Origin of the sequence: Streptosporangium sp. G11 (genome assembly GCF_051192615.1) — a bacterium.
GTDB lineage: Bacteria > Actinomycetota > Actinomycetes > Streptosporangiales > Streptosporangiaceae > Streptosporangium.
Genome location: NZ_JBPJUQ010000094.1, coordinates 1 through 26436, shown reverse-complemented (window position 1 = coordinate 26436; position 26436 = coordinate 1). Strand labels below are relative to the sequence as shown.

General features: G+C 68.0%; 24 protein-coding genes. 14 read left to right on the top strand and 10 right to left on the bottom strand.

Annotated elements, in window-relative coordinates; all coding sequences use genetic code 11:
- Both ACSDR0_RS43325 and ACSDR0_RS43320 read left to right on the top strand, forming a co-directional pair.
- Nucleotides 1-219 (top strand): non-reducing end alpha-L-arabinofuranosidase family hydrolase (locus ACSDR0_RS43325; protein WP_435294801.1); only part of this gene is annotated, 219 nt, incomplete at its 5' end.
- A 248-nt stretch (nucleotides 220-467) separates the two neighbouring features.
- The gene (locus tag ACSDR0_RS43320; RefSeq protein ID WP_435294800.1) at nucleotides 468-1754 is read left to right on the top strand and encodes an extracellular catalytic domain type 1 short-chain-length polyhydroxyalkanoate depolymerase; all 1287 of its coding nucleotides are present in this window, start codon (nucleotides 468-470) and stop codon (nucleotides 1752-1754) included.
- On the opposite strand, the gene ACSDR0_RS43315 is transcribed toward ACSDR0_RS43320, so the two are convergent.
- Nucleotides 1744-2607 (bottom strand): PaaX family transcriptional regulator, encoded by an 864-nt coding sequence (locus ACSDR0_RS43315; RefSeq protein WP_435294799.1) that lies wholly within the window; start codon nucleotides 2605-2607, stop codon nucleotides 1744-1746. The genes ACSDR0_RS43320 and ACSDR0_RS43315 overlap by 11 nt on opposite strands.
- A 39-nt stretch (nucleotides 2608-2646) precedes the next feature.
- Here ACSDR0_RS43315 and ACSDR0_RS43310 point away from each other — a divergent pair, with 39 nt between their 5' ends.
- The 3 genes from ACSDR0_RS43310 to ACSDR0_RS43300 all read left to right on the top strand — a co-directional run bounded on the left by ACSDR0_RS43310 (nucleotide 2647) and on the right by ACSDR0_RS43300 (nucleotide 6436).
- Complete coding sequence (locus tag ACSDR0_RS43310) at nucleotides 2647-3513, top strand: amidohydrolase family protein (RefSeq protein WP_435294798.1); 867 nt, start codon at nucleotides 2647-2649, stop codon at nucleotides 3511-3513.
- Nucleotides 3514-3603: 90 nt separating this feature from the next.
- Complete coding sequence (locus ACSDR0_RS43305; RefSeq protein WP_435294797.1) at nucleotides 3604-4929, top strand: MFS transporter; 1326 nt, start codon at nucleotides 3604-3606, stop codon at nucleotides 4927-4929.
- Nucleotides 4922-6436 carry an acyl-CoA synthetase gene (locus ACSDR0_RS43300; protein WP_435294796.1) on the top strand — a complete coding sequence of 505 codons (1515 nt, stop codon included), beginning with the start codon at nucleotides 4922-4924 and terminating at the stop codon, nucleotides 6434-6436. The genes ACSDR0_RS43305 and ACSDR0_RS43300 overlap by 8 nt, the downstream gene beginning before the upstream one ends.
- A 174-nt stretch (nucleotides 6437-6610) precedes the next feature.
- Here ACSDR0_RS43300 and ACSDR0_RS43295 read toward each other — a convergent pair whose 3' ends face one another.
- The 9 genes from ACSDR0_RS43295 to ACSDR0_RS43255 form a co-directional block, all read right to left on the bottom strand.
- Nucleotides 6611-7432 (bottom strand): alpha/beta fold hydrolase, encoded by an 822-nt coding sequence (locus ACSDR0_RS43295; protein WP_435294795.1) that lies wholly within the window; start codon nucleotides 7430-7432, stop codon nucleotides 6611-6613.
- A gap of 19 nt (nucleotides 7433-7451) precedes the next feature.
- Complete coding sequence (locus ACSDR0_RS43290) at nucleotides 7452-8021, bottom strand: DJ-1/PfpI family protein (protein WP_435294789.1); 570 nt, start codon at nucleotides 8019-8021, stop codon at nucleotides 7452-7454.
- 96 nt (nucleotides 8022-8117) lie between these two features.
- Nucleotides 8118-8456 carry a GntR family transcriptional regulator gene (locus ACSDR0_RS43285; RefSeq protein WP_435294794.1) on the bottom strand — a complete coding sequence of 113 codons (339 nt, stop codon included), beginning with the start codon at nucleotides 8454-8456 and terminating at the stop codon, nucleotides 8118-8120.
- A gap of 81 nt (nucleotides 8457-8537) precedes the next feature.
- The gene (locus ACSDR0_RS43280) at nucleotides 8538-8690 is read right to left on the bottom strand and encodes a hypothetical protein (RefSeq protein ID WP_435294793.1); all 153 of its coding nucleotides are present in this window, start codon (nucleotides 8688-8690) and stop codon (nucleotides 8538-8540) included.
- 486 nt (nucleotides 8691-9176) lie between these two features.
- A complete protein-coding gene (locus ACSDR0_RS43275; RefSeq protein ID WP_435294792.1) occupies nucleotides 9177-11195 on the bottom strand; it encodes a ThuA domain-containing protein in 2019 nt (672 codons plus the stop codon).
- 58 nt (nucleotides 11196-11253) lie between these two features.
- Complete coding sequence (locus ACSDR0_RS43270) at nucleotides 11254-15111, bottom strand: ThuA domain-containing protein (RefSeq protein WP_435294791.1); 3858 nt, start codon at nucleotides 15109-15111, stop codon at nucleotides 11254-11256.
- Between the two features lie 209 nt (nucleotides 15112-15320).
- Complete coding sequence (locus tag ACSDR0_RS43265) at nucleotides 15321-15548, bottom strand: hypothetical protein (RefSeq protein WP_435294790.1); 228 nt, start codon at nucleotides 15546-15548, stop codon at nucleotides 15321-15323.
- Between the two features lie 54 nt (nucleotides 15549-15602).
- The gene (locus tag ACSDR0_RS43260) at nucleotides 15603-16172 is read right to left on the bottom strand and encodes a DJ-1/PfpI family protein (RefSeq protein WP_435294789.1); all 570 of its coding nucleotides are present in this window, start codon (nucleotides 16170-16172) and stop codon (nucleotides 15603-15605) included.
- A 96-nt stretch (nucleotides 16173-16268) separates the two neighbouring features.
- Nucleotides 16269-17012, bottom strand: a complete 744-nt coding sequence (locus ACSDR0_RS43255) for a GntR family transcriptional regulator (protein ID WP_435294788.1) — start codon at nucleotides 17010-17012, stop codon at nucleotides 16269-16271.
- Nucleotides 17013-17450: 438 nt separating this feature from the next.
- On the opposite strand from ACSDR0_RS43255, the gene ACSDR0_RS43250 reads away from it, so the two are divergent.
- The 9 genes from ACSDR0_RS43250 (at nucleotide 17451) to ACSDR0_RS43210 (ending at nucleotide 26290) form a co-directional block, all read left to right on the top strand.
- Complete coding sequence (locus ACSDR0_RS43250; RefSeq protein WP_435294787.1) at nucleotides 17451-18827, top strand: extracellular solute-binding protein; 1377 nt, start codon at nucleotides 17451-17453, stop codon at nucleotides 18825-18827.
- Nucleotides 18828-18907: 80 nt separating this feature from the next.
- A complete protein-coding gene (locus tag ACSDR0_RS43245) occupies nucleotides 18908-19774 on the top strand; it encodes a carbohydrate ABC transporter permease (protein WP_435294786.1) in 867 nt (288 codons plus the stop codon).
- Nucleotides 19774-20685 (top strand): carbohydrate ABC transporter permease, encoded by a 912-nt coding sequence (locus ACSDR0_RS43240; RefSeq protein ID WP_435294785.1) that lies wholly within the window; start codon nucleotides 19774-19776, stop codon nucleotides 20683-20685. Before ACSDR0_RS43245 ends, ACSDR0_RS43240 begins: the two co-directional genes overlap by 1 nt.
- Complete coding sequence (locus ACSDR0_RS43235) at nucleotides 20685-21752, top strand: ABC transporter ATP-binding protein (RefSeq protein WP_435294784.1); 1068 nt, start codon at nucleotides 20685-20687, stop codon at nucleotides 21750-21752. Before ACSDR0_RS43240 ends, ACSDR0_RS43235 begins: the two co-directional genes overlap by 1 nt.
- Nucleotides 21752-22828: an ABC transporter ATP-binding protein gene (locus ACSDR0_RS43230; RefSeq protein ID WP_435294783.1), complete on the top strand. Its 1077-nt coding sequence runs from the start codon at nucleotides 21752-21754 to the stop codon at nucleotides 22826-22828. The genes ACSDR0_RS43235 and ACSDR0_RS43230 overlap by 1 nt, the downstream gene beginning before the upstream one ends.
- A 35-nt stretch (nucleotides 22829-22863) precedes the next feature.
- Nucleotides 22864-23028, top strand: a complete 165-nt coding sequence (locus tag ACSDR0_RS43225) for an FAD-linked oxidase C-terminal domain-containing protein (protein ID WP_357037980.1) — start codon at nucleotides 22864-22866, stop codon at nucleotides 23026-23028.
- A 76-nt stretch (nucleotides 23029-23104) separates the two neighbouring features.
- Nucleotides 23105-24565: an NAD-dependent succinate-semialdehyde dehydrogenase gene (locus ACSDR0_RS43220; RefSeq protein WP_435294782.1), complete on the top strand. Its 1461-nt coding sequence runs from the start codon at nucleotides 23105-23107 to the stop codon at nucleotides 24563-24565.
- On the top strand, nucleotides 24562-25050 hold the full coding sequence (locus ACSDR0_RS43215; protein WP_435294781.1) for an Ldh family oxidoreductase: 489 nt from the start codon (nucleotides 24562-24564) through the stop codon (nucleotides 25048-25050). The genes ACSDR0_RS43220 and ACSDR0_RS43215 overlap by 4 nt, the downstream gene beginning before the upstream one ends.
- A gap of 1 nt (nucleotide 25051) precedes the next feature.
- Nucleotides 25052-26290: an iron-containing alcohol dehydrogenase gene (locus tag ACSDR0_RS43210; protein WP_435294780.1), complete on the top strand. Its 1239-nt coding sequence runs from the start codon at nucleotides 25052-25054 to the stop codon at nucleotides 26288-26290.
- Nucleotides 26291-26436 lie beyond the last annotated feature (146 nt).

Sequence of the window (26436 nt, the reverse complement as noted above, 5' to 3'; positions counted from 1 at the left end):
GCCGCCACCGAGAGCAACCCCTTCGCCGGCAAGGCCAACAGCGGCGCCACCTGGACCAACGACATCAGCCACGGCGAACTGCTGCGCACCAACGCCGACCAGACCATGACCGTCGACCCCTGCAACCTGCAACTCCTCTACCAAGGACGCAGCCCCAGCTCCGGCGGCGACTACGGCCTCCTGCCCTACCGGCCAGGCCTGCTGACCCACCAACGCTGACAACGTGACACCGACCCGGCCCGGATGATCCCGACACCCACCACCAAAACGCACACCCCACCGGGCGAGCGCGACCAGGACCGGGCCGGAGCCGCAACAGGAACGGGGCGGGCTCGGCACAAGACCGAGCCCGCCGCTTCTGGCACACCTGATCCATCCCACCCGCCCAACAGCTCATGTCCTGGCGTGGTCCGCTCGTCGGCGCCGCGGCCTCGCGCATCGAGCGAACACCAAGCAGAGGAGAACCGATGAGGCGATTGACCGCCATGCTCGCGGGCGCCGGTGCCGCGCTGCTGTACGCCGCCACGATCCTGGTGGCCGGACAACCCGCCGCCGCGGCCACTTTGACCGAGGTGACGAACTTCGGCACCAATCCCGGCAACCTGCGGATGCACCTCTATGTGCCGGACAACGTGCAACCCAGCCCTGCGATCGTGCTCGCCATGCACGGTTGCGGAGGTTCGGGCCCGGGCTTCTACTCGGGTTCGGAGTTCCGGTCCCTCGCCGACCGGCACGGCTTCATCGTCATCTACCCGTCGGCGTCCAAGAAGGGCAACTGCTTCGACTCCTGGTCCGCGGCGTCGCAGGTACGCGACGGGGGCAGCGACCCGGTCTCGCTGATGTCCATGATCACCCACACGCGGCAGCGCCACAACGGCGACGCCAACCGCATCTACGTCACCGGCTCCTCCGCCGGCGGCATGGAGACCAACATCATGCTCGGCAACTACCCCGACGTCTTCAAGGCCGGGGCGGCGTTCATGGGGGTGCCGTTCGGCTGCTTCACGAACGAGTCCGACTACATCCCCTCGCCCGGCGCGAGCAACTGCGCCTCCGGGCGGATCAGCAAGACGCCCCAGCAGTGGGGAGACCTGGTCCGTGCCGCCTATCCCGGATACAACGGTCCCCGGCCGCGCGTCCAGCTCTGGCACGGCACCACGGACAACCTCGTCTACTACGCCACCCACCAGCAGGCGATCGACCAGTGGACCAACGTGTTCGGCCTGAGCCAGACGCCCACCGCCACGGACACGCCGCAGCAGAACTGGAACCGCCGCCGCTACGCCGACGGCTCCGGCACGGTGCGGGTCGAGGCGTACAGCATCCAGGGGGCGGGCCACAGCCTGCCGATGAGCGGAATGGCCGCCGCCGCGATCCAGTTCTTCGGCCTCACCGGCGGGACGACCCCGACTCCGACCCCGACACCCGACCCGGGCACCGGATGCAGGGTCACCTACCTTCCCAGCACCTGGAACAACGGCTTCACCGCCGATGTCACCGTGACGAACACCGGCGCGACCCCCGTCAACGGCTGGACCGTGACCTGGACGTGGCCGGGGAACCAGCAGGTCACCAGTGCCTGGAACGCCACGGTGACCCAATCGGGCTCCCAGGTCAGCGCGCGCAACCTCTCCTACAACGGCACCATCGCACCGCAGGCCCGGACCGGTTTCGGGTTCCAGGGCACCTACAGCGGCACGAACTCGGCTCCGACCGCGTTCGCGCTGAACGGGACTTCCTGCGTCATGGGGTGAGTCCGTCCAGAAGGCCGGCTGCCACTTTCAGCGCGGGCCGTTCGTACTCCTCGGCGCGTGCGCGGAAGACCTGCTCGGCCCGGATCGCGGGCCAGTCCGCGGGAAGGTGCTCGGCCGGCAGGTGGGGATCCTGCCGGACGAGCTGTAGCCAGTCGGTGTGCAGCAACAGCTGCCGTACGAGATCGTCCGGCGCGTCGGGAAGTGGCCGGGTGACGTCCCACCTGGCGAGAAACGCCCGATAGCGCCGGGCGATCTGCTCGATGTCGAAGGCCTTCGCGACCAGGTCTCCGGCCTCGGTGGGTTCGAACGCCCTGGCGGTCAGCACCGTGACGTGATCGTCCACGTCCAGCGAGTCGAACACGTCGATGACCTTCTTCGGGCCCGGCGCGATCCACAGCCCGCTCTGCAGCGGGCCGAATCCGGCCCAGATGAGCCGGGACCGCAGGTCGTGGCGGGTGCTGCGCCTGCTGTCCGGCAGGGAGAACCCGACGACCGTCCAGGTGCCGTCCCAGTCGCGGTTCACCGCGCCGGTCTCCCAGATCCGCCGGCGCCCATCCCGGAGCACCGCCACGGCGTGCGGGGTGAGCTCGAGGTACGCCCTGCGTCCCACTCGATGCCGGGTCACGAGGTTGCGCTTCACCATGCGGGCGAGCGTGGACCGGAGAGCCTCCTCGGAGACGCCGAGGCGGGCGAACACGTCGATCATGCTGCCCAGGGAGATGGCGGTACCGCGGTCCAGCGCGTAGATGCCGAGGAAGCTGAATATCAGGGACTGCGGGCGCGCGGGCGGCGCCGATTCGCCTTCGCCGCCGATGGTCACACCGAAAGCGTAGACGGGCCAGATGTCAGACACATAATTGACGAAAGTCAGATATATGCCCGAGGAGATCTCATGAACGTCGACGAACTGGTCGCCATCGACGTGCACACGCACGCCGAGGTCTCCGCCGACGGGCACGCCTCGCTCAGTGACGAGCTGGCCGGCGCCCTGGCGAAGTACTTCAGGGGGCACTCCCGGCCCACCATCGCCGAGACGGCCTCCTACTACCGCGAGCGCAAGATGGCGGCGGTGGTGTTCACCGTCGACGCCGAGCACGCCACCGGGCATCCGCGCATCTCGAACGAGGAGATCGCGGCGAGTTGCGCCGCCCATGCCGACGTGCTGATCCCCTTCGCCAGCGTCGACCCGTGGAAGGGCAGGGCCGGTGTCCGCGAGGCACGCCGGCTCGTGGCCGAGTACGGCGTGCGCGGCTTCAAGTTCCATCCGAGCGTCCAGGGCATGGCGCCCGACGACCGAGCGGCCTATCCCCTCTACGAGGCGATCGAGGAGATGGGCGTGCCGGCGCTGTTCCACACCGGCCAGACCGGCATCGGCGCCGGCCTGCCCGGCGGGGGCGGGATCCGGCTGAAGTACTCCAACCCGATGCTGGTCGACGACGTCGCCGTGGACTTCCCCGAACTGCGGATCATCCTCGCTCATCCGTCCTTCCCCTGGCAGGACGAGGCCCTGGCGGTCGCCACGCACAAGCCGTACGTGTACATCGACCTGTCCGGATGGTCGCCGAAGTACTTTCCCCCGCAGCTCATCCGGTACGCCAACACGCTGCTGAAGGACAAGGTGCTCTTCGGATCCGACTATCCGATGATCATGCCGGATCGATGGCTCGCCGACTTCGACGCCCTCGACATCAAGCCCGAGGTCCGCCCGAAGATCGTCAAGGACAACGCCGTACGCCTGCTCGGGCTCGGCGCCTCCTGATATCGGGCAAAGGATTGACGTCCGTCACAAATATGCCTAACCTCCGGGCAAGCAGGCGCAGCGCTCGCTCTCGGACTGAGGAGCTCAGTCATGACGAACCCGTCGGTCTTCCCCCCCAACCAGGTTCAGCTCCGTCGCGCGGTGGCCTCCAGCTTTCTGGGCAGCGTCATCGAGTACTACGACTTCCTGCTGTACGCCACGGCCTCGGCGGTGGTCTTCAGTAAGATCTTCTTCTCCTCGCTCGACCCGCTCACGGCCACGGTCGCCAGCTTCGGCACCTTCGCCACGGGTTACCTCGCCAGGCCGCTCGGCGGGGTGATCTTCGGTCACTTCGGCGACCGGCTCGGCCGCAAACGCATGCTGGTCCTGACCATGGTCCTGATGGGTCTCGCCAGCTTCCTCATCGGCGTGCTCCCCACCTACGAGCAGATCGGCGTCCTCGCCCCGATCGCCCTCGTCGCCCTTCGCGTACTGCAGGGCGTCGCCATCGGCGGCGAATGGGGAGGCGCCGTGCTGATGTCCGCGGAGCACGCGACCAGCCGCCGCGGCCTCTGGGCGAGCTTCACCAACGCCGGGGCCCCGTTCGGCATGGTGCTCTCCACCGGGGTGCTCAGCGGCACCGCGGCCGCCCTGGGCGAGGAGGCGTTCCTGAGCTGGGGCTGGCGGGTGCCGTTCCTGCTCAGCATCCTCCTGCTGGCGGTCGGCCTGTTCGTCCGGCTGCGGGTCGAGGAGACCCCCGTGTTCGAGGCGGCCGGCAGCCGCGCCCCCCGGATGCCGCTGCTGGAGGTGTTCCGCCACCATCCGAGGACACTGATGCTCGGGGTAGGCGTCGGACTGTCCGCGTTCGTGGCCCAGGGCACACTGACCACCTATCTCATCGCCTACGGCGTCCGGACCGGTTTCACCCGGCAGGCCGTGCTGAACGGCCTCACGCTCTCCTCCGCGCTGGCCGTGGTGAGCATCGTCGCCTGGGCGGCGCTCTCGGACCGGGTCGGACGCCGTCCGGTCGTACTGGCGGGCGCGCTGCTCATGGCCGGGTTCGGCTTCGTCCTGTTCCCGATGGTGAACACCGGCAACGTCGCCGTGCTCACCCTCGCGCTGGTGCTGGGCCAGGCGGTCATCCACCCCCTGATGTACGGACCGCTCGGAGCGTTGTACGCCGAACTCTTCCCCACCAGAAACCGCTATACCGGCGCCTCGCTCGGCTACCAGATCGCCGGACTCGGCGCCGGCCTGGGCCCGTTGCTGTTCGCCCAGATGGACGCGTCGTCCGGAGGCGGTAGCACGACGACGATCTCAGTGATCATCGCCGTCTGCTGCCTGCTGACCGTGGTCTGCGTGCTGGCCCTGCGCGAGACCAGCACCGACGACCTCACTTCGGACACCCCGGCGGTCCCAACCGCCACCGATGCGTAACGCCGGGCTCGGCGGCTGGCCCGCCCGCCGGGCCCGGATGAGCCCCGGCCGCATCGCGTTCGTCCTCGCGGACCGGTCGGTCAGCTACGCCGACCTCCACGAGCGGGTGACCCGCCTGGCGTCGCGGATGCGCGAGGCGGGGATCCGGGCGGGGAACCGGGTCGCCTACCTCGGCCCCAACCACGTCGCCTTCGCCGAGACCATGTTCGCCACCCACATGCTGGGCGGCGTCTTCGTCCCGCTGAACTTCCGGCTGACCGCGCCCGAGATCGCCTACATGCTCCGGCACTCGGGCGCCTCGCTTCTCGTGTACGACCCCGGCTGCGCGGGGACGGTACGCGACCTGCCCGGACCGTACACGGTCGTGGCCTTACGGTCGCCCGCCCCGGGGGAGCACGACTTCGAGACCTGGGTGTCGCAGGGCGATCCCGATCCCGTCGACGTCCCGGTGGCGCTCGACGACATCGCCCTGATCCTCTATACCTCCGGCACGACCGGCAGTCCCAAGGGGGCGATGCTCAGCCACGCCAACCTGGTGTGGAACTGCTTCAACATGATGATCGGCGTGGACGTGGCGAGCACCGAGGTGACGCTGATCAGCGCGCCGCTTTTCCACGTCGCGGCCCTGAACCAGACAATGCTGCCGACCTTCCTCAAGGGCGGCACCTCGGTGATCATGCCGTCCTGGGACGCCGAACTCTGTTACGACCTCATCGAGAGGCACCGCGTGACGTGGATGTTCGGCGTCACCACGATGTTCGCCGACTTCGCCCGGTCACCGCGCTGGGCCGACGCCGACCTCTCGTCGCTGCGCACCCTCATGTCCGGCGGCGCCGCCGTCCCCGTGACGCTGATCCGCATGTACCAGGAGAGGGGCCTGGTCTTCTGCCAGGGCTACGGACTGACCGAGACCGCACCCGGCGCGACCTTCCTCGAGGCGGGCGAGAGCGTGCGCAAGGTTGGCTCGGCCGGGGTTCCGGTCTTCTTCTCCGAGGTGTGTGTGGTCCGCCCCGATCTCACTCCGGCACCGGTCGGGGAGCCCGGCGAGGTTCTCATCCAGGGGCCGAACGTCACCCCCGGCTACTGGCGGGACCCGGAGGCGACCGCCGCCGCGCTGACCGAGGACGGCTGGTTCCACTCCGGCGACATCGCGATCGTGGACGAGGAGAGCCATCTGACCATTGTCGACCGAGTCAAGGACATGTACATCTCCGGCGGGGAGAACGTCTACCCGGCGGAGGTCGAGGGTGTGCTCTTCGCGCATCCGGCCGTGGCGGAGGCCGCCGTGGTGGGGATGCCGGACGAGAAGTGGGGCGAGGTGGGCCGCGCTTTCGCCGTGCTCCGTCCCGGCGCCACCGTCACCCCCGGCGAGCTGACGGAGTTCCTCCATCCTCGGCTCGCGAAGTACAAGATCCCCGTTTGTTTCGAGATCGTCGACGCGCTACCGAAGACAGGGTCAGGCAAGATCCGCAAATCCGAACTCCGCGACCGCCCCCTGCCCGGATGAGGGCAGGACTGGAATTGACCCGGGTCGGTAGACACATCGGGGCTTTCGGCTACGCGGCCGATTCGAGCTCGTCGACCAGATGAGGCGCCTCCGGTCCTGGTCAGATGAATGGGCCCACTCACGCCTGCTTCATGCTGATCCGCTTGAGCACGGGCTGCGGACCTGTCGCAGCAATTAGTGACCTCGTTCCCGGCCGAGGAAGCACGACAGGAGTCGCCTGAAGTCGTGCGGGTGCTCGAGCGCCGGAACATGTCCGCATCGGCCGAGCACGTGCAGACGGACATCGGCCAGGTGTTCGAGCAGGGGCAGGGCTGCCGTCCCGAGCGGGGTGACTCGGTCCTCGGCGCCGTGGACGAGCAGCACGGGCGCGCGGATCCCTGCCAGCGTTTGCGCCGAGAGGGTGAGCTCCTCGGCCCAACGTGCCCTGGGTGGAGGGAACAACGACGCGAACGCGGCCGCCCCCGCTCGCATCGCGGCCGCACGGGCGGCGACGGCCGACTCGGTCACGAGCGCTTGGTCGAGGACGAGGCGACTCAACATGTCTCGTGCCCCGAGCGGGCCGGCGGGGGCGGCCCAGACCGCGTCGAGCTCGGCGGACAGCGGCGCCCCGGGGGCGCCCATCGTCGAGACCGCCACGACACGGGTGACCTGCTGGGGACGCGCGGCCGCCAACGCCAGCGCCACGGCACCGCCCATGGAGTGGCCCACCACGGCGTAGTGCTCGACACCGAGAGCATCCATCAGGCCCGCGGCCTGCTCCGTCCACAGCCGGAGCCCACCCCTGGAGCCCACCGGGATTGGTGTACGGCCGAACCCCGCCTGGTCAGGAGCCACCAGGTGCCAGGACGTGCCCAGCGCCTGTGCCGTCGTTGCCCAGGCGCCGGATCCGGTCGTACCCGGTCCGGAGCCGTGCAGCATCAGCACCGCGGGCCCGGTGCCGCTCTCCAGGACGTGGACGGGGGAGCCGTCGACTGTGACGGTCCGAAGTGCCGTCACCGAGACAGGCCAGGTGTGCTCATGCGGACGCGGAGTTGACGGACTTCGAGAAGAGATCCATCATCGCCCTGCCGAACTGCGGCATGTCGGGCCAGCCGCGGCAGGAGACGAGGTTGCCGTCCACGACGTCGGGAGCGTCGATGACCGTCGCGCCCGCGTTCTCCATGTCACCGGTGATGGGGGGGAAGCACGCCGTCTTTCGGCCCTTCAGCAGCCCGTACACGGCCGGCACCTGCGCGCCGTGGCACACCAGCGCGATCGGGAGGTCGCGCGCGAAGAAGTGCTCGGTGATGCGCCTGACGTCGGCGTCGACCCGGATCCACTCGGGGGCACGTCCCCCGGGGATGATGAGGGCGTCATAGCGCTCGACGTCGACCTCGGCCCAGGGCACGTCGACCGGCAACTTCCGGCCGTTCTTCTCCACGTAGGCGTCGGAGTTGGGGTCGAACTCGTGGATGACCAGCTGAACGTCACGCATCGTCCGTGACGAGACGTCAACGTCCCAGCCGCCCTCCTGCACGCGATAGTAGGGATACATGGTGTCGAGCTCCTCGGCGGCGTCGCCGGTCAGGAGCAGCGCTCTGGGCACTTGCTTCTCCTAGCATCTGGGCGGGTGAGGTGGATCCAATCCGATCCGATCCGATCCGCTCCGATTGGGTTAGCATTCCTCGGCCAGGCCCGCCCGTCAAGCCTTTGCCGCCATTGAGTCCGCGTCCTGGGCCTCGTCGAACAGTCGTCGGAACCGCTCGCCGGACAGCAGGATGTGCCGGCGCATGGCGTAGGCGGCGGCGTCGGGGTCACGTGCGGCGATCGCGGCCAGAACCTCTTCGTGCTCGGCCATGGCCAAGTGAGTGACCTGGGTGTCGTGGAGAAGCCGGAACAGGTGCACGTGCGGGTGCAGCACGACCAGGCCTTCGGCCTCCATACGGTTCAGAGCGTCTCGGATCGGCGTCTGCGAGACCCCCAGCTCTCGCGCCAGGACGTCGATCGTGACGCGGGAGTCGGGCTCGATCCGTAGCGACATCAGGAGGACTTCCCAAAACCAATTTGGATGCCCCGACACGCCCGACCGGCCCCAACAATTTCCACGTCACCGACCGTCACATCAACATACGTAATAGCCGAGTTTCGGGAAGTCCTCCAGCTGTCCGAGCAGCGTGTCGTACACCTCGTCGGCAAGCCGGCCGCGAGATCTCCCCGGCGGCGTTCCGCCCCTCATGGCCCCACGGCGCCGCGCGATCACCGCTTCGTCGTCCATCGTGACGTGAGGTCCCTTCTAGCGTCTTCGCGAACCTATTGACATCGGTCGTAACGCTGCTGCATGGTGACGACCACTCGGATCGTATAGGAAAGATGACGGATGCTAGCCATCCTGCACCATCGCGGAACCGCCCGCCAGCGCCCTACTTCGGCCACCCAAAGCTCCCCTGAGCATGCTCGACGTCCTGCTCGGTTCGCCACCGGGCCACAAAAGGACCGAAGGACTTCTCGACTGACTGAAGACCCAGTACGGCGCGGCGTACTCGTGAGGCCGGTCTGCGGGGCGGCGCCCGCGACAGCCCGATAATTCGACCAAGGGTCACCGTCATCTTCCTCCCCTCCCTTCGGAGGATGGGTCACGTGCGGCACCTACCGATGTTTCATCGATGATCATGAGAAGGTCGTGCATAAATCCGCGATAGTGGTGTGCTCCAGCGTCAGCGCGGCGGGAGCGGCGATCCACCGCCCCCGCCGCGTGAACGGGTCAGCGGCGGTTGAGGTTCTGCATCCACTCCCGCAGCGCGCGCGCCTGCCGCGCGAGCTCGGAACGCGCCGCAGCGTCACCGGAGGCCTTGTCGTTAGCCAGGTCGACGATCGAGTTCAGCGCCGGGATGGCGGTGGTGTAGTTGGTTGCCAGGTAGCTGTCCCGCGCGATGTCCAGGGCGGCATCGGCGGCGTCCGCGGCGGCCGCGGTCAGCAGCCCGGCCGCTCGGTCGGCCTCGATCAGCAGGCTGGTCTCGCGGTAGGACGAGCAGTTGGCGCCCGTGCGGTCGGCGGTCGTCTCGATTCCGCCGAGGATGATCCGCATGAACGAGTCGTCGTAGTAATGCGTCCGGAAGTGGCCGAGGATGTTTGAGAACGCCTTGCCGCCGCCCCAGTTCTGGCACCACGCGATCGGGTGGTCGCCGTTCATCAGCCGCAGCGGGTTGGTGGCCGCGTTGCCGCTGTTGAGGCTGCGCTGGTAGCTGTCCTCGTTGAGGCTCAGCAGCGTGTGCACGTCGGCCCGCATGTTGCGGTCGAAGTTGTAGAGCTCGTCGACCGTCATCCACCGGGCAGGGAGATGCGCGGTCGCCGGGTGCGTGTGGTCCTCGGTCACCACCTCGGTGTGGATGCAGCTGCCGCACTGGCCGAACCCGTTCTGGCCGTTCGGATGGTTGGTGAAGAACCCACCGACGAGGTTGCCGTACCACGGCCAGGTGCGGGTCTCGAACGAGTCGGCGGCGCCGTGGATGCCGACATAGCCGCCGCCCTGGTTCATGTAGGCCTCGAAGTTCGGCTGCTCGGTGATCGAATTGAGCGGGCCCGGGTGCCCGACGTTGGACTCGAAGACGATCGTGTCGTACTGCTTGAGCGTGTCGAGGCTCAGGAACGGGCTCGTGGGCAGCGTGACGGTCGGGAGTTGCGGGTCGTAGACGTCGACGTTGAATTTGTGCGCGATGCCGAGCTTCTGGATCGCGGCCACGGTGTGCGGGATGTGGTCGTGCCGGAAGCCCGTCGTCTTGGAGAAGACCAGGACGTTGTAGTCGGCGTCCGGGTTGTGCGGGAGCGGGGCGAGCACCGGGTCCGGGATGAACTTCGGGCCCTCCGCGGGCTCAGACTCGAGGCCCGTCGCGGGCTCCGGCGCGAGCCGGCCGTTGAGCTGGTCGATCAGGTAACGCGCATCGCCCACGAGTGTGCTGCGGGCCGAGCCGGGCGCGATCCGGTCGCCGGCGATCGAGACGAACTCGTTCAGGACCTGGCTCGCACGCTTGGCCGAACCGGCGTCGGCGAGCGCCTTCGCCTCGTCGAGCTTGGCTTGGAGCGCCGCGCCGACCTCCGCCGGGACGCTGCCGGCGGTCACGAACCGGGCGATCAGCGTGCCGACGTCCGCGAACGATGTCGTCACGATGAACGTCTGCGTGTACTTCGCGCTGTTGGAAGCAGCGTCAGAGAGATGCACCGCGAGCGTGTGCACGCCGAGCGACAGGTCGGAGGTCTGCACCGGCAACGGCGGGACCAGCTTGCCATCGAGGTACATGTTCAGCACAGCCACTCCGCCCGAGCCGGGGGCGGGGTCCGTGCGCGTCGGGATAAGTGTGGCGACGTGACCGACGTGACCGTCGGTGATCGCCGGGTACGATGCAGCCGGCGCGCGCGTGTCGATCCGGACCGAGATCGAGCGGAACGCCGCGACGTTTCCGGACGTGTCGACCGCGCGGTACCGGACGCTGGTGTTACCCTCCTGCGTGATCACCGCCGACGCCGTGGCCGACGCCGGCGCCCCCTCGACGGGCACGTCGAGGTAGGCGGCGCCGCCGTTGAGCGAGTACTGGAACTTTGCGATGCCGACGTCGTCGGTCGCCGACATGTTCAGCGTCACCGAGCCGCGGTACCAGTTGTTCTGGCCGGTCGGCGCAGAGGGCGACAGCGTCGCCACGTTGATCGTCGGCGGTGTCGTTTCCTCTGCCCACGACGGTGCCGCGGGGATGAGTGCGGCCGCCGTCACGCAGGCGGCCAATGCCAATGTGCGAAATCTTCTCCGCATGAGTGTCTTCTCTCTTGCCGCTATACGAGCGGGTTCGCTAGGTGCCGATGCCCGTGCCGACGAACTCGGCCCAGTTGAGGTTGAACAGGTTGCCGCCCGTGGCGCCACCCGTGACCGAGCGGAACACCAGGAACAGCTCATGCGTCCCGGACATCGAGACCGGGAACGTCTGGCTCGTCCAGGTTCCCGTCCCGCCGGTGGACACGAGGTTGGCCGTCGTCAGGATCGGCCCGGTGATCGAGTCCTGACGGACCTCGATTGCCGCCAGCGGCGACCCGGGCGTGCGGCCGGTCGCCGCGTCCGCCACGCGGAACGTGATCGAATCGATGTTGGTCAGGTTGAATGGGCCGTTGAGCTGGAGCCAGTCGCCCGAGCCCAGGCTGCCGCGGTGCACGCCGGCGCCGCCGTCGGTGTTGTTCGCCGTGTTGGTGCCGGACTGGTTGACGACGAACTCCACCTCCTGGTGCTTCTGGCGGATCTGGTGCTGGCCGGTCGTGGTCAGCTGCGGGACGCCGCCCGGACCGCCGTGGTCGGTGTAGCGCGCCTGGACCACGCCGGAGACGTTGCCGCCGTGTGAGACGTCGTCGGCGATCGTGTGAAGCACGCCCGAGCAGCCGTTGACGGACTCCTCGGCGTGGCCGTGCGCGTCGTGGCCGAGCACGAACGTCACCTGCACCTCGGAGCAATTCACCGTCCCGTCCTCGGGGTCGGTGACCGTGACCGTGAACGGGATGTCGTCGCCGAACGCGAACGTCCCGCCCTCCACCGGCGTATTGACGACCACCGTCGGGCTCGTGTTGCCCACGGTGATCACGGTGCTGGTCGAGGTTTGCTTGCCGGACGAGTCGAGCACGGTCAGCACGGCCGTGTAGCGGCCGGACTGCGTGTAGGTGTGTGTCGGGTTCGGGTCGGTCTCGATCGCCGAGCCGTCGCCGAAGTTCCACTCGTAGCGGATCGAGTCGGCGGGATCCTCATCCAGCGAGCCGGCGCTGGAGAAGTTCACGGTCAGCGGCGTTGAGCCATCGGTGCGGTCCGTGGTGAGCACGGCCTTCGGCGCGCGCTTGCCCTTGACGTACTCCCACTTGTACATGCCCGCGTCGGGGCTGATGACGTTGAACCCATTGCCGTAGGTCAGCAGGTAGAACGCGCCGTCAGAACCGAACTGCAAGTCCATCGGGTTGTCGCACTCGAACCGGAACCTGCCTGCCCCGGCGTTCGCACGGCTGCCGCAATCCAGGAAGTTGTTGATCTTCTGGACATGGTTGTTCTGCTTGTCGAGCTTGACCTCGCGCAGCGTGTCCTGCGTCCACTCGCTGATGATCACCGAGTCGTCGTAGTACGGCGGGAACTTGTTAGGGTTCGGGTTCTCCGCGTCGTAGTGGTACTTCGTGACCCCGTGCGGACCGACGCCGCCGGTGTAGAGCTCGGGGAACAGCCGCGGGCATTCGGTCGTCGAGCCGGGCGCGATCGGGCCCGGGGTCGGCGCGTAGTAGGCCTCGCACGGGGTGCCGAGCGGCGTGTTCGTGTTGTTGTCGCGGTAGGAGTACCAGATGTCCGGGTCGGTGACCGGCGGGACGTCCCTCAGGCCCGGCTCGACCGTCGGACCGCCCTCAATGTTCCACAGCGAGTCGTTGCGCTGCGTCGGCCCGTCGCAGTCGAACTTCTGAGGCGGGTTGTTCAGCGGCGTGCCCGCGGTGGTGGTGCCGGGCGCGAACTCGTGGAAGTTCCACTCGTAGTACGCGAGGTCGCGCTTGTAGCACGTCGGCCAGCCGTAGTTGGACGGCTTGCGCACGATCTGGTAGCGGCCGGTGCCCGACGGGCCGCGCGAGCGCTGCGGTGTCTGGGCGTCGGGCGAGTAGTCGCCGATGTAGGCCACGTCGTTCTCGTCGACCTGGATCCGGAACGGGTTGCGGAGACCCATCGCGTAGACCTCCGGCCGCGTCTTGTCCTGCGGCGCGCCCGCGACCAGCGGGAACAGGTTACCCGACGGGATCGAGTAGGCGCCCGTGCCGGAGCTGAAGTCGACCTTGTTGGCGTCGGCGGCGGAGATGTTGCCGTCCTTGACCTTGATCCGCAGCACCTTGCCGCGCAGGTCGTTGGTGTTCAGCGCGCTGCGGCGCGAGTCACCGGTGAGCCGCTGATACCAGCCGCCCGCCTGCGCCGTGTTGGTGGCGATCGCCGGCGTGGCGGTGCCGGTCAGGCCGGCGCCGTCGGCGGTGATCTGCGGCTGATCGGACTGCTGCTTGCCGCGGCGGAAGAACACGTTGACGTTCGACGTGTTGACCGGGCCGCCGCTGGTCTGGATCTCATCCGCCTCGATGTTCGAGAGCGCCTCGAGCGCCGCGTCGATCGCATTGCGATCCGCGTTCCACGCGATCGGCTCCGTCGTCTGGCCCTCGAAGGTCAGCGTGAACGTGCCGCCCGTCGCGTTGGTGACGCGCACGGTCTGCTGCTCGTCGGTCTTCTGCGAGTTGTACGGCCCGTAGCCGCCGGCGTTGATGCCGCCCGCGGGCGTGTCATCGCCGGTGACCATCCAGAGGTTGCCGTGCTTGTCGAAGTCGATGTCGCCCCCGACGTGGCAGCACTCCTGGCGGTTGACCGGCACGCGCATGATCTGCTGCTCGGAGCCCATGTCGAGGTGCGCCGGCGTGCTGTCGGTGGCGTCGACGAACTTGAAGCGGCTGAGCTGGAAATAGCCCACGTACGGATCCCACGCGGTCTTGGACGCCGCCACGTTCGGCGGGTTGGTGTTCGGCGTGATCTGGGTGACGACCGATCCGTCGCTCAGCTTGACGTCGGTGACCTCTTTCCCCGAGTAGTAGAGGTAGACCCACTTGTTGGTCGCGAAGTTGGCGTCGACCGCCGGGCCATAGAGCCCGTCCTCGCCCGCGGAGTAGATCTGCTGCGTCATCGGCAGGCTCGGATCGGCGAAGTTGGCGACGACCGTGGTGACGCCCGCGGTCGAGTCGTGCATGCGCAGCGAGCCGAGGCGGTCCGTCTGCAGAACGCGGCCGTCCGGCAGCTGGTCGAAGCCGATCGGCTCCTGCAGGTTCGGCGGCGAGCCGATCTTCGTCTGCTGGTAGTTGGCCAGCACGGTCGCGCCGCAATCGCTGTAGACCGGGTCGGCCTGGCCCGCGGCCCAGCCGATCGCGCCCTTGAGGTGCTTGGTGAGGCCGGCGTCGAAGCTCGCGGCCGTGTTGCCCAGGCCGGTGTAGAACGAGCGGCCGCCCTGGAAGTCCTTACACCACGAGACCGGGTGATCGGCGCCCATCGTGCCCCCGGCGATCCCGTCGAGGTCGGCGCCCTGCGGCTGCGGCCCGAACGGGTCCTCGACGACGGTGGCGAGGACGTGTGACACGCCGCGGACGTTCTTCGTGAAGTTGTACCAGTTGTCGGTCCGCGACCAGAACTGCGGCAGATCCTTGCTCGCGTCGTGGACGCGGTCGGCGACCTTCACGTCACCCGATTGCACGTCGGTCCTGCCGGACGCACGCGTCCCCAGGACGTCAGTCAGGAACGACCAGGACTCGTCGGTCTCGACCGCCGAGCCGACGCCGACGAAGCCGCCGCCGTCGCGGTAGTAGCTCTCGAAGTTCGCGCGTTGCGCGTCCGTGAGCGGGCTCGCGAGACCCGTGTCCAAGAACACGACCGCGCGGTACTGCCCCAGCTTCTTCTCCGTGAAATGGTCGCCCACGTCAGCGGGCCCGGGCGCCACGACCGTGAAATCACCGGTTCTGGCCGCATCCCGGATCGCGGCCAGGCCGGACGACGACACCGCGTCCTGGGTGCTGCGCACCACGAGCACCTTGAAAGCGGGCTCAGCCGCCGTGGCGGCCTCGGCGCTCACCGGCGTCGTGAGGAGCGTGATGAAAGGGGCTATGAGGGCTAAGGCCATCGTGGTCGCGGTGCGACCTCTCGGACGTCGTCCGTTTTCTGGCAGGGCTGCGTCGAGCAGCCTGGCCCACGTTCGATGACGTGGTGACATGAAAAGCCCTTCCTGACTGGGGGGATGTCAGGCAAGGCGCGCGCCGCCGCGCTTATGCCACTTGGTGGTAGCGGATATTGCGGTTGCTGGAGGGTGCCGTCTCCAGGTCTGTGGGGCCGTCAGTAAGGTGCCGGCCTGGGTAAATCCATGATCGTGGTCGGGTCGTCGATGATGTGGTTGATCACCATGCTCGCCGCGCCACGGGAGGCGGCGCCGAAGCCGAGCGTGGAGGCGACGAATCGGCGCTGGGCGGCTGGAGCGGCTACCACGAGCCGTTGCAGCCGGTCTTGTGCGTGTGGCAGCAGCCACTGGGCCGGCGAGGCGAAATAACCTCCGATGACGATCACTCGCGGGTTGAACAGGTTGGCCAGGATCGAGTCACCGAGACAGGCCAGGTGTGCTCATGCGGACGCGGAGTTGACGGACTTCGAGAAGAGATCCATCATCGCCCTGCCGAACTGCGGCATGTCGGGCCAGCCGCGGCAGGAGACGAGGTTGCCGTCCACGACGTCGGGAGCGTCGATGACCGTCGCGCCCGCGTTCTCCATGTCACCGGTGATGGGGGGGAAGCACGCCGTCTTTCGGCCCTTCAGCAGCCCGTACACGGCCGGCACCTGCGCGCCGTGGCACACCAGCGCGATCGGGAGGTCGCGCGCGAAGAAGTGCTCGGTGATGCGCCTGACGTCGGCGTCGACCCGGATCCACTCGGGGGCACGTCCCCCGGGGATGATGAGGGCGTCATAGCGCTCGACGTCGACCTCGGCCCAGGGCACGTCGACCGGCAACTTCCGGCCGTTCTTCTCCACGTAGGCGTCGGAGTTGGGGTCGAACTCGTGGATGACCAGCTGAACGTCACGCATCGTCCGTGACGAGACGTCAACGTCCCAGCCGCCCTCCTGCACGCGATAGTAGGGATACATGGTGTCGAGCTCCTCGGCGGCGTCGCCGGTCAGGAGCAGCGCTCTGGGCACTTGCTTCTCCTAGCATCTGGGCGGGTGAGGTGGATCCAATCCGATCCGATCCGATCCGCTCCGATTGGGTTAGCATTCCTCGGCCAGGCCCGCCCGTCAAGCCTTTGCCGCCATTGAGTCCGCGTCCTGGGCCTCGTCGAACAGTCGTCGGAACCGCTCGCCGGACAGCAGGATGTGCCGGCGCATGGCGTAGGCGGCGGCGTCGGGGTCACGTGCGGCGATCGCGGCCAGAACCTCTTCGTGCTCGGCCATGGCCAAGTGAGTGACCTGGGTGTCGTGGAGAAGCCGGAACAGGTGCACGTGCGTGTGCAGGCGAGCGAGCGCTTCGCGGATGACCTGGTTCTCCGCGCTCAGGGCGACGAGATCGTGAAAAGCGGCGTCACGCAGCCCGAAGGCGCCATAGGCCATGGGCCCGTCGCCCCCCTCCAGCTCCGCCATCTCCTCCAGCATTCGTCGCAGACCGGCCACCTGCTTCGAGGATGCGCGTTCGGCGGATCTGCGCGCCGCCGCCGGCTCGAGAAGCAGGCGGACCTCAAGCATGTCCTCGAATCGGTCACGGGTGATCTGGGGGGGAATGCGATAGCCGGCATGGGGCACGCGCACGACCAGGCCCTCGGCCTCCATGCGGTTCAGAGCGTCTCGGATCGGCGTCTGCGAGACCCCCAGCTCTCGCGCCAGGACGTCGATCGTGACGCGGGAGCCAGGCTCGATCCGTAGCGACATCAGCTGTCCGAGCAGCGTGTCGTACACCTCGTCGGCAAGCCGGCCGCGAGATCTTCCCGGCGGGGTTCCGCCCTCCACGGCCCCACGGCGCCGCGCGATCACCGCTTCGTCGTCCATCGTGACGTGAGGTCCTTTCTTGCGTCTTCGGGAACCTATTGACATCGGTCGCAACGCTGCGGGATGTTGACGCTCCCACCCGGATCGTATAGGAAAGGTGACGGATGCCAGCCATCCTTCACCCATCGGGGAACCGCCCGCCATCGCTCCGCTTCGATCAGTTGGAGCTCTCATGAGCATGCTCGACGTCCTACTCGGTTCGCCACCGGGCCGCACAAGGACCGAAGGACTTCTCGACTGCCTGAAGCCCCATTACGTCGCGGCGTACTCGTGACGCCGGTCCGCGGGGCAGCCCCTGCGACAGCCGGCAACACGCCTGAACCCAGCAGCTGCTCGGCGAAGCAGGCAGCAAGGCTCCAGAAGTCCACCCCCCAGAAAGCAGGCAAGAAGATGCGGTATCCCAAGCGGATAGGACGACTGTCCGTTCCCGGTCGAAAGGTGCAGCTGGCGACGGCGGCCATGTTGGTGGCCACGACCATGGCGGCTTGCGGCCAGGACGACGGCGCGAAGGCGAGCGCTCCCAAGGCACCGGCGACCATCCCGGAGCTCACCAAGGACCCGCTGACCCTCAGCTTCATCTGGTTCGACTGGCCCCCCGCCCACGCGCTGGAAGACTTCGCGAACGCGGAGTACACCAAGGGGCGGTCGAACGTGACCATCAAGGTCAACACCGTGCCGAACGCGAACTGGCACGACGCGATGTTCACCCAGTTCGCAGCGCACAAGACCGACTTCGACATCCCGATCCTGGACTCGCAGCACATCGGTGAGGCCGTGACGAACGGCAACATCCTCGACATCACCGACTTCGTCAAGAAGAACATCGACGTCAAAGCCTACAACCCGTACCTCCTGGCGGCCTACGGCCAGTACCCCCAGGCGGAGACCGGCAAGCGCGACGAAAACGCCAGCCTGTACGGACTGCCGCTGCTCGGCGACACCTGGACGATGATCTACCGCAAGGACCTGATCGGCGACAAGCCACCGCAGACGTGGGACGAGATGATCTCAGTCGCCGCGAAGTGCCAGGCGGACAACCCTGGCGTCAGCGGGCTGGCCTTCCACCAGGCCAACGGCTCCGACGCCGCGGCCGTAACCTACAACACGGTCAACGGCGTCTACGGCGGCAACCTCTGGGACTCCAAGTCGCGCAAGATCGACGGCGTCATCAACGACGCCGCGGGCCAGGAGGCGATGGACGTCCTGGTCAACAAGATGAAGCCGCTGACCGCCAAGGGCTCCGGCAACTGGTTCATCGACGAGGTGAACGCGGCGGTCGCCCAGGGCAAGGCATGCATCGCGTTCAACTGGATCGCCGCGAGCGGCGGCCTGCTCGACCCGAAGCAGTCGACGCTCGGCACCACGCGGGAGCAGATTCTCGAAAAGCTGGGTTTCGCCACCCTGCCGAGCCAGAAGACGAACCTGGTGCCTCTCGGCGGCATGGGGATGCACGTGTCGGCCTACTCCTCCGCGGCGAAACAGGCGGAGGCCCTGAACTTCATGAAGTGGTTCGAGCAGGCCGACATCCAGAAGAAGTGGGCCGCGGCCGGTGGCGTGCCATCGCGTACGGACGCCCTGGAGTCGCCCGAGTTCCTCAATGCCGGGCCGTTCAACCAGGTGTACGCCGACTCGGTCACGCGGATGCGGGACATGTGGAACGTGCCCGAGTACGCGCGCCTCGTCGACATCGAGAACACCAACGTGAACGCGGCTCTCAACGGCGCGAAGAAGCCGAAGGACGCGCTCGACGACATCGCCAAGGAGCAGCAGGGCGTACTCGACTCCGGCAACCGCAAGGGCGGCGGCGGACTGTGAGTGGCCCCGTCCCTCTGACGACCGACCACCCCGGGCAGGTGGCGTCCGCGACGCCGCCTGCACCGGGTCGGTCCCGCCGGTTGAGCGACCGCGGGCTCGCAGTGGCCTTCATCTCCCCCGCGCTGCTGCTGTTGCTCGCGATGTCGGTGTTCCCGTTGCTGTGGGCGTTGTACCTGTCTTTCACCGACTACTCGGCCACCCGCGGGGGGCCCGCCCATTTCGTCTGGTTCGAGAACTACACCGCCATCCTGACGTCGGCGCAGGTCCACCTGAGGGCCCTGACGACGTTGATCTACGTGGTCGGCGCGGTCGCCTTGCAGACCGTGCTCGGTTTCGCCATCGCCTACCTGATCTCACGGCGCACGCACGGGCGAGGACTGCTGACCACTCTGTTCCTGGTTCCGATGATGCTGTCGCAGGTCGTGGTCGGGCTGTTCTGGCGATTCATGCTCGACGCGCAATTCGGCGTGATCAACAGCATGCTCGGCTCGCTCGGCCTGGAGCCGGTGGAGTGGCTCACCCGGCAGCGAACGGCACTGATTTCCCTGATCGTGGTCGACACCTGGCAATGGACGCCGTTCATCATGCTCATCGCACTTGCGGGCCTCACCGCGGTCCCCAAGTACTTGTACGAGGCCGCCTCGATCGACCGGGCGTCCGAGTGGTTCCGGTTCCGCACCATCACTCTTCCGCTGGTGTGGCCGCTGCTCCTCATCGCCGTGTTGTTCAGGGCCATCGAGGCCTTCCGGCTGTTCGACCTCGTCTACATCCTCACCAGCGGAGGTCCGGGGGTCTCCACCGAGACGTTGTCGTTCCACGTCTACAAGGTCGCGTTCCTGGGCTTCAACACCGGAACCGCCTCGGCGTACGGGATCCTCATGGTCCTCGTCGTCATCGTCCTCACGCAGCTCTACCTGCGCTACTTGAACAAGCTCAAGGAGGGCTGATGGCCGTCTCCGTCGACGAGGCCGTGTCCCCAGGTCCTGTCCGGGATCACACGCCCCCCGCGCGCCGCTTCGGCGGCCGGGGCCGCGCCGTGCTGGAGGTCGCGCTGCTGACCGTGCTGGCCGTCGTGATGCTCTTCCCGGTGCTGTGGATGATCGAGACGTCCATCAAGGAGAACCGGGACGTCTACGCCATCCCGGCCAAGTTCTTCGACTTCAAGGTCACTCTGGACCATTACAAGGACGTGTTCGTCGCCTCCGGCGGCGGTCGCTCGGCCTTGTCCGTCGCGTTCCTCAACTCCGTCATGGTCGCCGGGGTCTCCACGGCGCTGGCCACCGTGCTGGGGGTCCCGGCGGCCTGGGCCTACTCACGCTTCGCCGTGAAGGCCAAGAAGGACCAGCTGTTCTTCATCTTGTCCACCCGCTTCATGCCGCCCGTGGTGGTCGTGATCCCGATCTTCCTCATGTACCGCCAGGTCGGGCTCATCGACACCAAGCTCGGCCTGATCCTCATCTACACCGCGTTCAACGTCCCGTTCACGATCTGGATGATGAAGGGGTTCGTCGACGAGGTGCCCGCAGAGTACGAGGATGCCGCCATGCTCGACGGCTACACCCGCTTGCAGGCGTTCTGGCGATTCACCCTTCCCCTGCTGCTGCCCGGGATCGCCGCGACGGCGGTCTTCGCACTCATCTTCTCGTGGAACGAGTTCGTGTTCGCCATCTTCCTTACCTCCAGCGACAGCGTGCGGACGGCCCCACCCGCCATCGCCGGCCTCATCGGTGGAACCACTGTGGACTGGGGTCTCGTGGCCGCCGCCTCCGTGGTGTTCGCCCTACCGGTGCTCGTCTTCGCCTACCTGGTGCGCAAGCACCTCGTCGCCGGTGTGACGCTCGGGGCGGTGCGACGCTGATGGCGGGCATCGAGGTGACCGCCCTGCACAAGCGCTACCCGGACGGGACGGTCGCAGTCGATCACGTGGACCTGTCCATCGGCGACGGCGAGCTGTTCGTGATGCTCGGCCCTTCGGGGTGCGGCAAGACGACCACGCTGCGGGCCATAGCCGGCCTGGAGAGGCAGACGACGGGCGACATCCGCATCGGCGACACGCTGGTCAACGACCTGCCGCCCGCCGAGCGCGACATCGCCATGGTGTTCCAGTTCTACGCTCTCTACCCGCATCTGAGAACCCGCGACAACCTGGCGTTCCCACTGCGGGCCGAGGGACTGCCCAAGCCGGAGGTGCAGGAGCGGGTCGACGAGGCCGCCCGGCTGATGCGGCTCGGTCCGCTCCTGGACCGGCGACCGCACCGGCTGTCCGGCGGGGAGCAGCAGCGCGTCGCGCTCGCTCGCGCCCTGGTGCGACGACCGCGCGCATTCCTCATGGACGAACCTCTCACCAACCTGGACGCGGAGCTGCGGGCGGACATGCGCACGGAGATCAAGCACCTGCAGGGGGAGCTGGGGACGACGATGGTCTACGTCACCCACGACCAGGTCGAGGCGATGTCGCTCGGTCACAGGATCGCCATCCTCAACAAGGGCCGCGTCGAGCAGATCGGCACGCCGCTGGAAGTCTACGACCGTCCGGCGAGTCTTTTCTGCGCCGCGTTCATCGGCTCCCCGCCGATGAACCTGATCGAGGTGGAGGTGGCCGACGGGAAGCTGCGCGGTCAGAGCGGACTGGTCCTCACGCCACCGCCGGGCCTGCCGCGCGACCGTCGCCTGGTCGCGGGCGTCCGGCCGGAGGCGCTGGAAGTCACAGAACCAGGGGCGGAACGTTCGGTCCCGGCCCGCGTGGTCTCGGCGGAGTGGCTGGGCGACGAAATCATCTACGTGGTTGACCACGGCGGCCAGCGCGACGTACGGGTTCGGATGCCACCGACTGTCCGTTTCGCCGCTGACGCACCGGTCGGGCTGCGGCACACCGGCGGCCCCCCGCCGGTCTACGACGTGAGCACGGAAGAGCTGGTGGCCTGATGGGAACCGTGGCAGCGCACGGGCTGTGCAAGTCCTTCGGTAAAGTCCAGGCCCTGGACGGGGTGACGCTGGACGTGCCGGACGGCTCGTTCTTCGTCGTGCTCGGGCCCTCCGGGGCAGGCAAGACGACGACCCTGCGAGCGATCGCCGGCCTTGAGAAGCTTGACGCCGGGTCGGTGCATCTGGACGGGAGGGACGCGACCGGTGACACCCCGGCCGCACGCGACCTGGCCATGGTCTTCCAGAGCTACGCCCTCTACCCGCGACACACGGTGTACGAGAACATCGCTTCGCCGCTGCGGGCACGCCGCTGTTCTTCGAGCGAGATCGCCGCTGCCGTCGAGCGGATGTCGAGCCTGCTGCACATCGAACGTCTGCTGCAGCGTCGTCCGGCGCAGTTGTCGGGCGGTGAGATGCAGCGTGTCGCCCTGGCCCGGGCGCTGGTCCGTCGCCCGCGCGCGTTTCTCATGGACGAGCCGCTGACGAACCTCGACCTCAAGCTCCGCGTCGAGATGCGCACCGAGCTCACCCGCATCCACCGGAGCCTCGGAGCGACCTTCGTCTACGTGACCAACGACCAGGTCGAGGCCCTGTCCATGGCCGACCAGGTCGCGGTCCTCAAGGAGGGGAAGGTGCAACAGGTCGGAACGCCGACCGAGGTGTACGAGCGTCCGGCCAACCAGTGGGTCGCGGGATTCGTCGGGAGCCCGGCGATCAGCCTGCTCGCCTGCCACGCCGAGGGAGATCGTCTGGTGGGTGCGGAAGGCTGGACGCTGCCGCGGCCCCGCTGGACCACGGCTGAGGACGGTCGTCCGCTGCTGCTGGGCCTGCGCGCGGAGGACCTGTCCGTCGAGCAGCGTGGGAACGCGTCGTTGTCGGGTGAGCTCTACGGCCTTGAGCCGCTCGGTGACCGAACGGTGGTCGACGTCCGAGTGGGGACGGAGATCCTCAAGGTCAAGGCACGACCCACCGTCACCGGTACGCCGGGCGAGCGGCTGCATGTCACGGTCGACCTGGACCGTGCGCACCTGTTCGATGCGGGCACCGGGCTGGCGCTGTCCGAGGCCGGGAGGTAACCGCGCAGGGCGGCGACGTCAACATGCGCCCGCACGTGGCGATCGAGCCTCGGCGGACCGTCACCGGTGAGCACGGCCTGACGACGCTGAAGCAGCCATGGCCCGAGAAGGCGATCGGTGACGCGGGGCGTCGCCCTGCGGCCAGGGCCAAGGCCACGTTCGACCCGCTCGGCAACCTCGACCCCGACGAGGTCGTGTGACCCGTTCGTCAACACGCGTGGCGCGATCGCCGAGGTCACGCCGGACATCACCAAGAACATCACAGGAGGCGACGCAATGAGTGACCCGATGAACGTCCTGGCCCCCGAGCACCGGCGGCTCCGGATCGGCGACGCCTGGCGCGACGCAGCCAGCGGAGCCACCTTCGTCGTCGAGGACCCGGCCACCGGCAAGACCATCGCCGAGGTGGCGGACGCCGACGTCGTTGACGGGCTCGCCGCTCTGGACGTGGCGAGCAAGGCGATGGCGGAGTGGGCGGCGACCCCGCCGCGAAAACGGTCAGAGTTGTTGACCGCGACGTACCGGGCACTGACCGAGCGATCCGAGGAGGTCGCCCGGCTGATAACGCTCGAGATGGGCAAGCCGCTCGCCGAGGCTCGGGGAGAGGTGGCCTACGGCGCCGAGTTCTTCCGTTGGTTCGCCGAGGAGGCGGTGCGCGTCGAGGGGCGCTACAACACCGCTCCCGCTGGTGGATATCGCATCCTCACCGTGCCGAAGCCGGTCGGACCGTGCGTCTTCGTGACGCCCTGGAACTTTCCGTTGGCCATGGGTGCCCGCAAGATCGCTCCTGCGCTGGCGGCGGGCTGCACGACGATCACCAAGCCGGCAGCCCAGACGCCACTCACCATGCTGTTCCTGGCCCGCATCATGGAGGAGGTCGGCGTTCCCCCGGGCGTCGTCAACGTCGTGACAACCCAGCGTGCCGGCGAGGTGGTCTCAGCACTGCTGGCCGACCGTCGGACCCGCAAGCTTTCGTTCACCGGGTCGACCGAGGTCGGGCGCGTGCTGCTACGACAGGCGGCGGACAACGTGCTGCGCACCTCCATGGAACTGGGCGGCAACGCGGCCTTGATCGTGTGTGCCGACGCGGACCTGGACGTCGCGCTCGACGGTGCCATGGTGGCCAAGATGCGCAACATCGGGGAGTCCTGCATCGCGGCCAACCGAATCTACGTCGAGGAGCCGGTGCGCGAGGAGTTCACGGCGCGCTTCGCCAAGCGGATGGGCGCGCTCTCGGTGGGCCATGGTCTCGACGACGGCGTGGACGTCGGGGCGTTGATCGACGAGGCCTCGGTCACCAAGATCGACGAGCTCGTCGCCGACGCGGTCAATCGCGGCGCCCGTGTCTTGGTGGGCGGCAAGCGTCCGGATGGGCCGGGCCACTTCTACCCGCCTACGGTCCTCGTCGACGTGCCCGAAGACGCGCGGATGCTGGAGGCGGAAATCTTCGGCCCGGTGGCGCCGATCATCTCGTTCACGTCCGACGACGAGGTAATGGCGAAGGCCAACGACACCGAGCACGGCCTGGTCGGATACGTCTTCACCCGTGACCTCCAGCGGGCGCTCCGGTTCATCGAGGGGCTGGAGACGGGGATGGTCGGCATCAACCGTGGTCTGATCTCGGACCCGTCAGCTCCGTTCGGAGGCGTGAAGCAGTCCGGGATCGGCAAGGAGGGGTCGCACGAGGGCATCCTTGAGTACCTCGACGTCACCTACGCGGCGATCGACCTACCGTGACCGGACCGCTGCTCCGGGTGCCCGCCGAGGATCACCGCGCCCTGTGCACACATGACCTGACCGGCCTCCACCCGTGGGGCGGGACCCGGGCCATGGTCGGCACGAATCCGCCGGCACCCGGGGACGCCGTCGACTCCGCCGGTGTGCGCGCCACAGACGCGGCCGCGGCGGTGGACGGGACGATCAGCCCTTTCGGCGGTCCCAAAGGTTACACCCTCGGGCTCATGATCGAGGTGCTGGTCGCGACCTTGACTCGTACCGCCCTTGGCGACGATGTCCGCGGGACCCTCGACCCGACTGACCCGCCCACCAAGGGCGAGGTCTTCATCGCGATGGACCCGCGGGCGCCCGGGCACGACCGGGTCCGGGAGCCCGGCGCGCGCCTGCGCCACCCGGCAGCCAACCTTGCCGACGCCGTCCCGGTCTCGCAGGTGACCTGGACGTCCGCCCAGCAAATCACCGCCGACGTTCCAGAGAGGCACTGACATGCTTGAGACCGTCCGCGGACCACGCCAGCTGATAGTGGGCGAAGGGGTCGCGCAGAACATCCCACGAGTGGTGGCCGAGTGTGGCTCGCGAGTCCTCATCGTGACCGACCGGGTTCTTCTGGGGCAGCCGGGCGTGGCCGAGATCGTGGCCGCCGTGCGGGAGAAGGTCGAAGTCGTCGGGATGTTCGCCGACGCGACTCCGGACGTGCCACTCACCGATGTCGCCCTGGCCGTCTCGGTCGCCGCAGAGGTGGACGCCGACGTAATCCTCGCCATCGGGGGTGGCACGGTGATCGACCTCGCCAAAATCGTCGGCGTCATCCGGCGCCACGGTGGGACGCCGCGCGACTTCTACGGCGAGTCGAAGGTGCCGGGGCCGACGATTCCTCTCGTCGCGGTCCCGACGACGTCAGGCACCGGCTCCGAGCTCACGCCCGTCTCGGTGTTGACCGACCCGGACCGCGAGCTGAAGGTGGGGGTCTCCAGCGTCCACATCGTGCCCGACTTCGCCATCGTCGACCCCGAGCTCACCTACACCTGCCCTGCGACCGTCACTGCCCACTCCGGCATCGACGCGTTTTGTCACGCGGTGGAGAGCTACACCGCGCGACCCCGGGCCCACGGACCGCGCGACCCGGTGGAGCAGGTCTTCCTCGGCCGCAACCCGATCACCGATCACTACGCGCTCCTGGCCGCGGAGCGGATCGCCCGCAGCTTGCCCCGTGTCGTCAGGGACGGAGGCGACAAGGACGCGCGCGCGGACATGTCCTATGGGTCCATGCTAGCCGGGCTCGCATTTTCCCACGCGGGCAACGCGGCTCCGCACGCCCTCCAGTACCCCATCGGCGCAGCCACCCACACGCCGCACGGCCTGGGCGTCGGGCTGCTGCTGCCCTACGCGCTGGACGCGGCCAGGGATGCCATCAGCGACCGGTTGGCCATCCTCGCCGGGGTGTGCGGGCTCGACGTGACCGACGCCTCGGACGCCGAGGCCGCAGATACGTTCCTCACCTGGCTCGACGGGCTCCTTGCCGACATCGGCATCCCTACCACCTTGGCGGACATCGGCGTGGCACGCGCCGACCTCCCGCGCTTCGCGGAGATGGCCAGTGGCGTCACCCGCTTGATCCAGAACCATCCAGGCCCGACCGACACCGCCAGCCTGACCGCGATCCTCGAAGCGGCCTGGATCGGGGACCGGACCCGACACGTCCTGACTCCGGAGCAGAGATGGTGACGGGCCTTTCACATGACGACGAGTTCCCTGCCCCACCCTGGGTATCGGGATTGTCGGCTACGCCTTAATACTGCAACGGCGTTTAGAGGGTGGTGTGGCCGCGTCTTCGGTAGTGGGAGCGTCGAGCTTGGGCTTGTCGTCGGCGG

Bases quoted from the DNA above. Each gene is read 5' to 3' on its own strand.
- ACSDR0_RS43320 (WP_435294800.1), top strand. From the start codon at position 468: ATGAGGCGATTGACCGCCATGCTCGCGGGCGCCGGTGCCGCGCTGCTG.
- ACSDR0_RS43310 (WP_435294798.1), top strand. From the start codon at position 2,647: ATGAACGTCGACGAACTGGTCGCCATCGACGTGCACACGCACGCCGAG.
- ACSDR0_RS43305 (WP_435294797.1), top strand. From the start codon at position 3,604: ATGACGAACCCGTCGGTCTTCCCCCCCAACCAGGTTCAGCTCCGTCGC.
- ACSDR0_RS43300 (WP_435294796.1), top strand. From the start codon at position 4,922: ATGCGTAACGCCGGGCTCGGCGGCTGGCCCGCCCGCCGGGCCCGGATG.
- ACSDR0_RS43285 (WP_435294794.1), bottom strand. From the start codon at position 8,456: ATGTCGCTACGGATCGAGCCCGACTCCCGCGTCACGATCGACGTCCTG.
- ACSDR0_RS43280 (WP_435294793.1), bottom strand. From the start codon at position 8,690: ATGGACGACGAAGCGGTGATCGCGCGGCGCCGTGGGGCCATGAGGGGC.
- ACSDR0_RS43270 (WP_435294791.1), bottom strand. From the start codon at position 15,111: ATGGCCTTAGCCCTCATAGCCCCTTTCATCACGCTCCTCACGACGCCG.
- ACSDR0_RS43255 (WP_435294788.1), bottom strand. From the start codon at position 17,012: ATGGACGACGAAGCGGTGATCGCGCGGCGCCGTGGGGCCGTGGAGGGC.
- ACSDR0_RS43240 (WP_435294785.1), top strand. From the start codon at position 19,774: ATGGCCGTCTCCGTCGACGAGGCCGTGTCCCCAGGTCCTGTCCGGGAT.
- ACSDR0_RS43235 (WP_435294784.1), top strand. From the start codon at position 20,685: ATGGCGGGCATCGAGGTGACCGCCCTGCACAAGCGCTACCCGGACGGG.
- ACSDR0_RS43230 (WP_435294783.1), top strand. From the start codon at position 21,752: ATGGGAACCGTGGCAGCGCACGGGCTGTGCAAGTCCTTCGGTAAAGTC.
- ACSDR0_RS43220 (WP_435294782.1), top strand. From the start codon at position 23,105: ATGAGTGACCCGATGAACGTCCTGGCCCCCGAGCACCGGCGGCTCCGG.
- ACSDR0_RS43210 (WP_435294780.1), top strand. From the start codon at position 25,052: ATGCTTGAGACCGTCCGCGGACCACGCCAGCTGATAGTGGGCGAAGGG.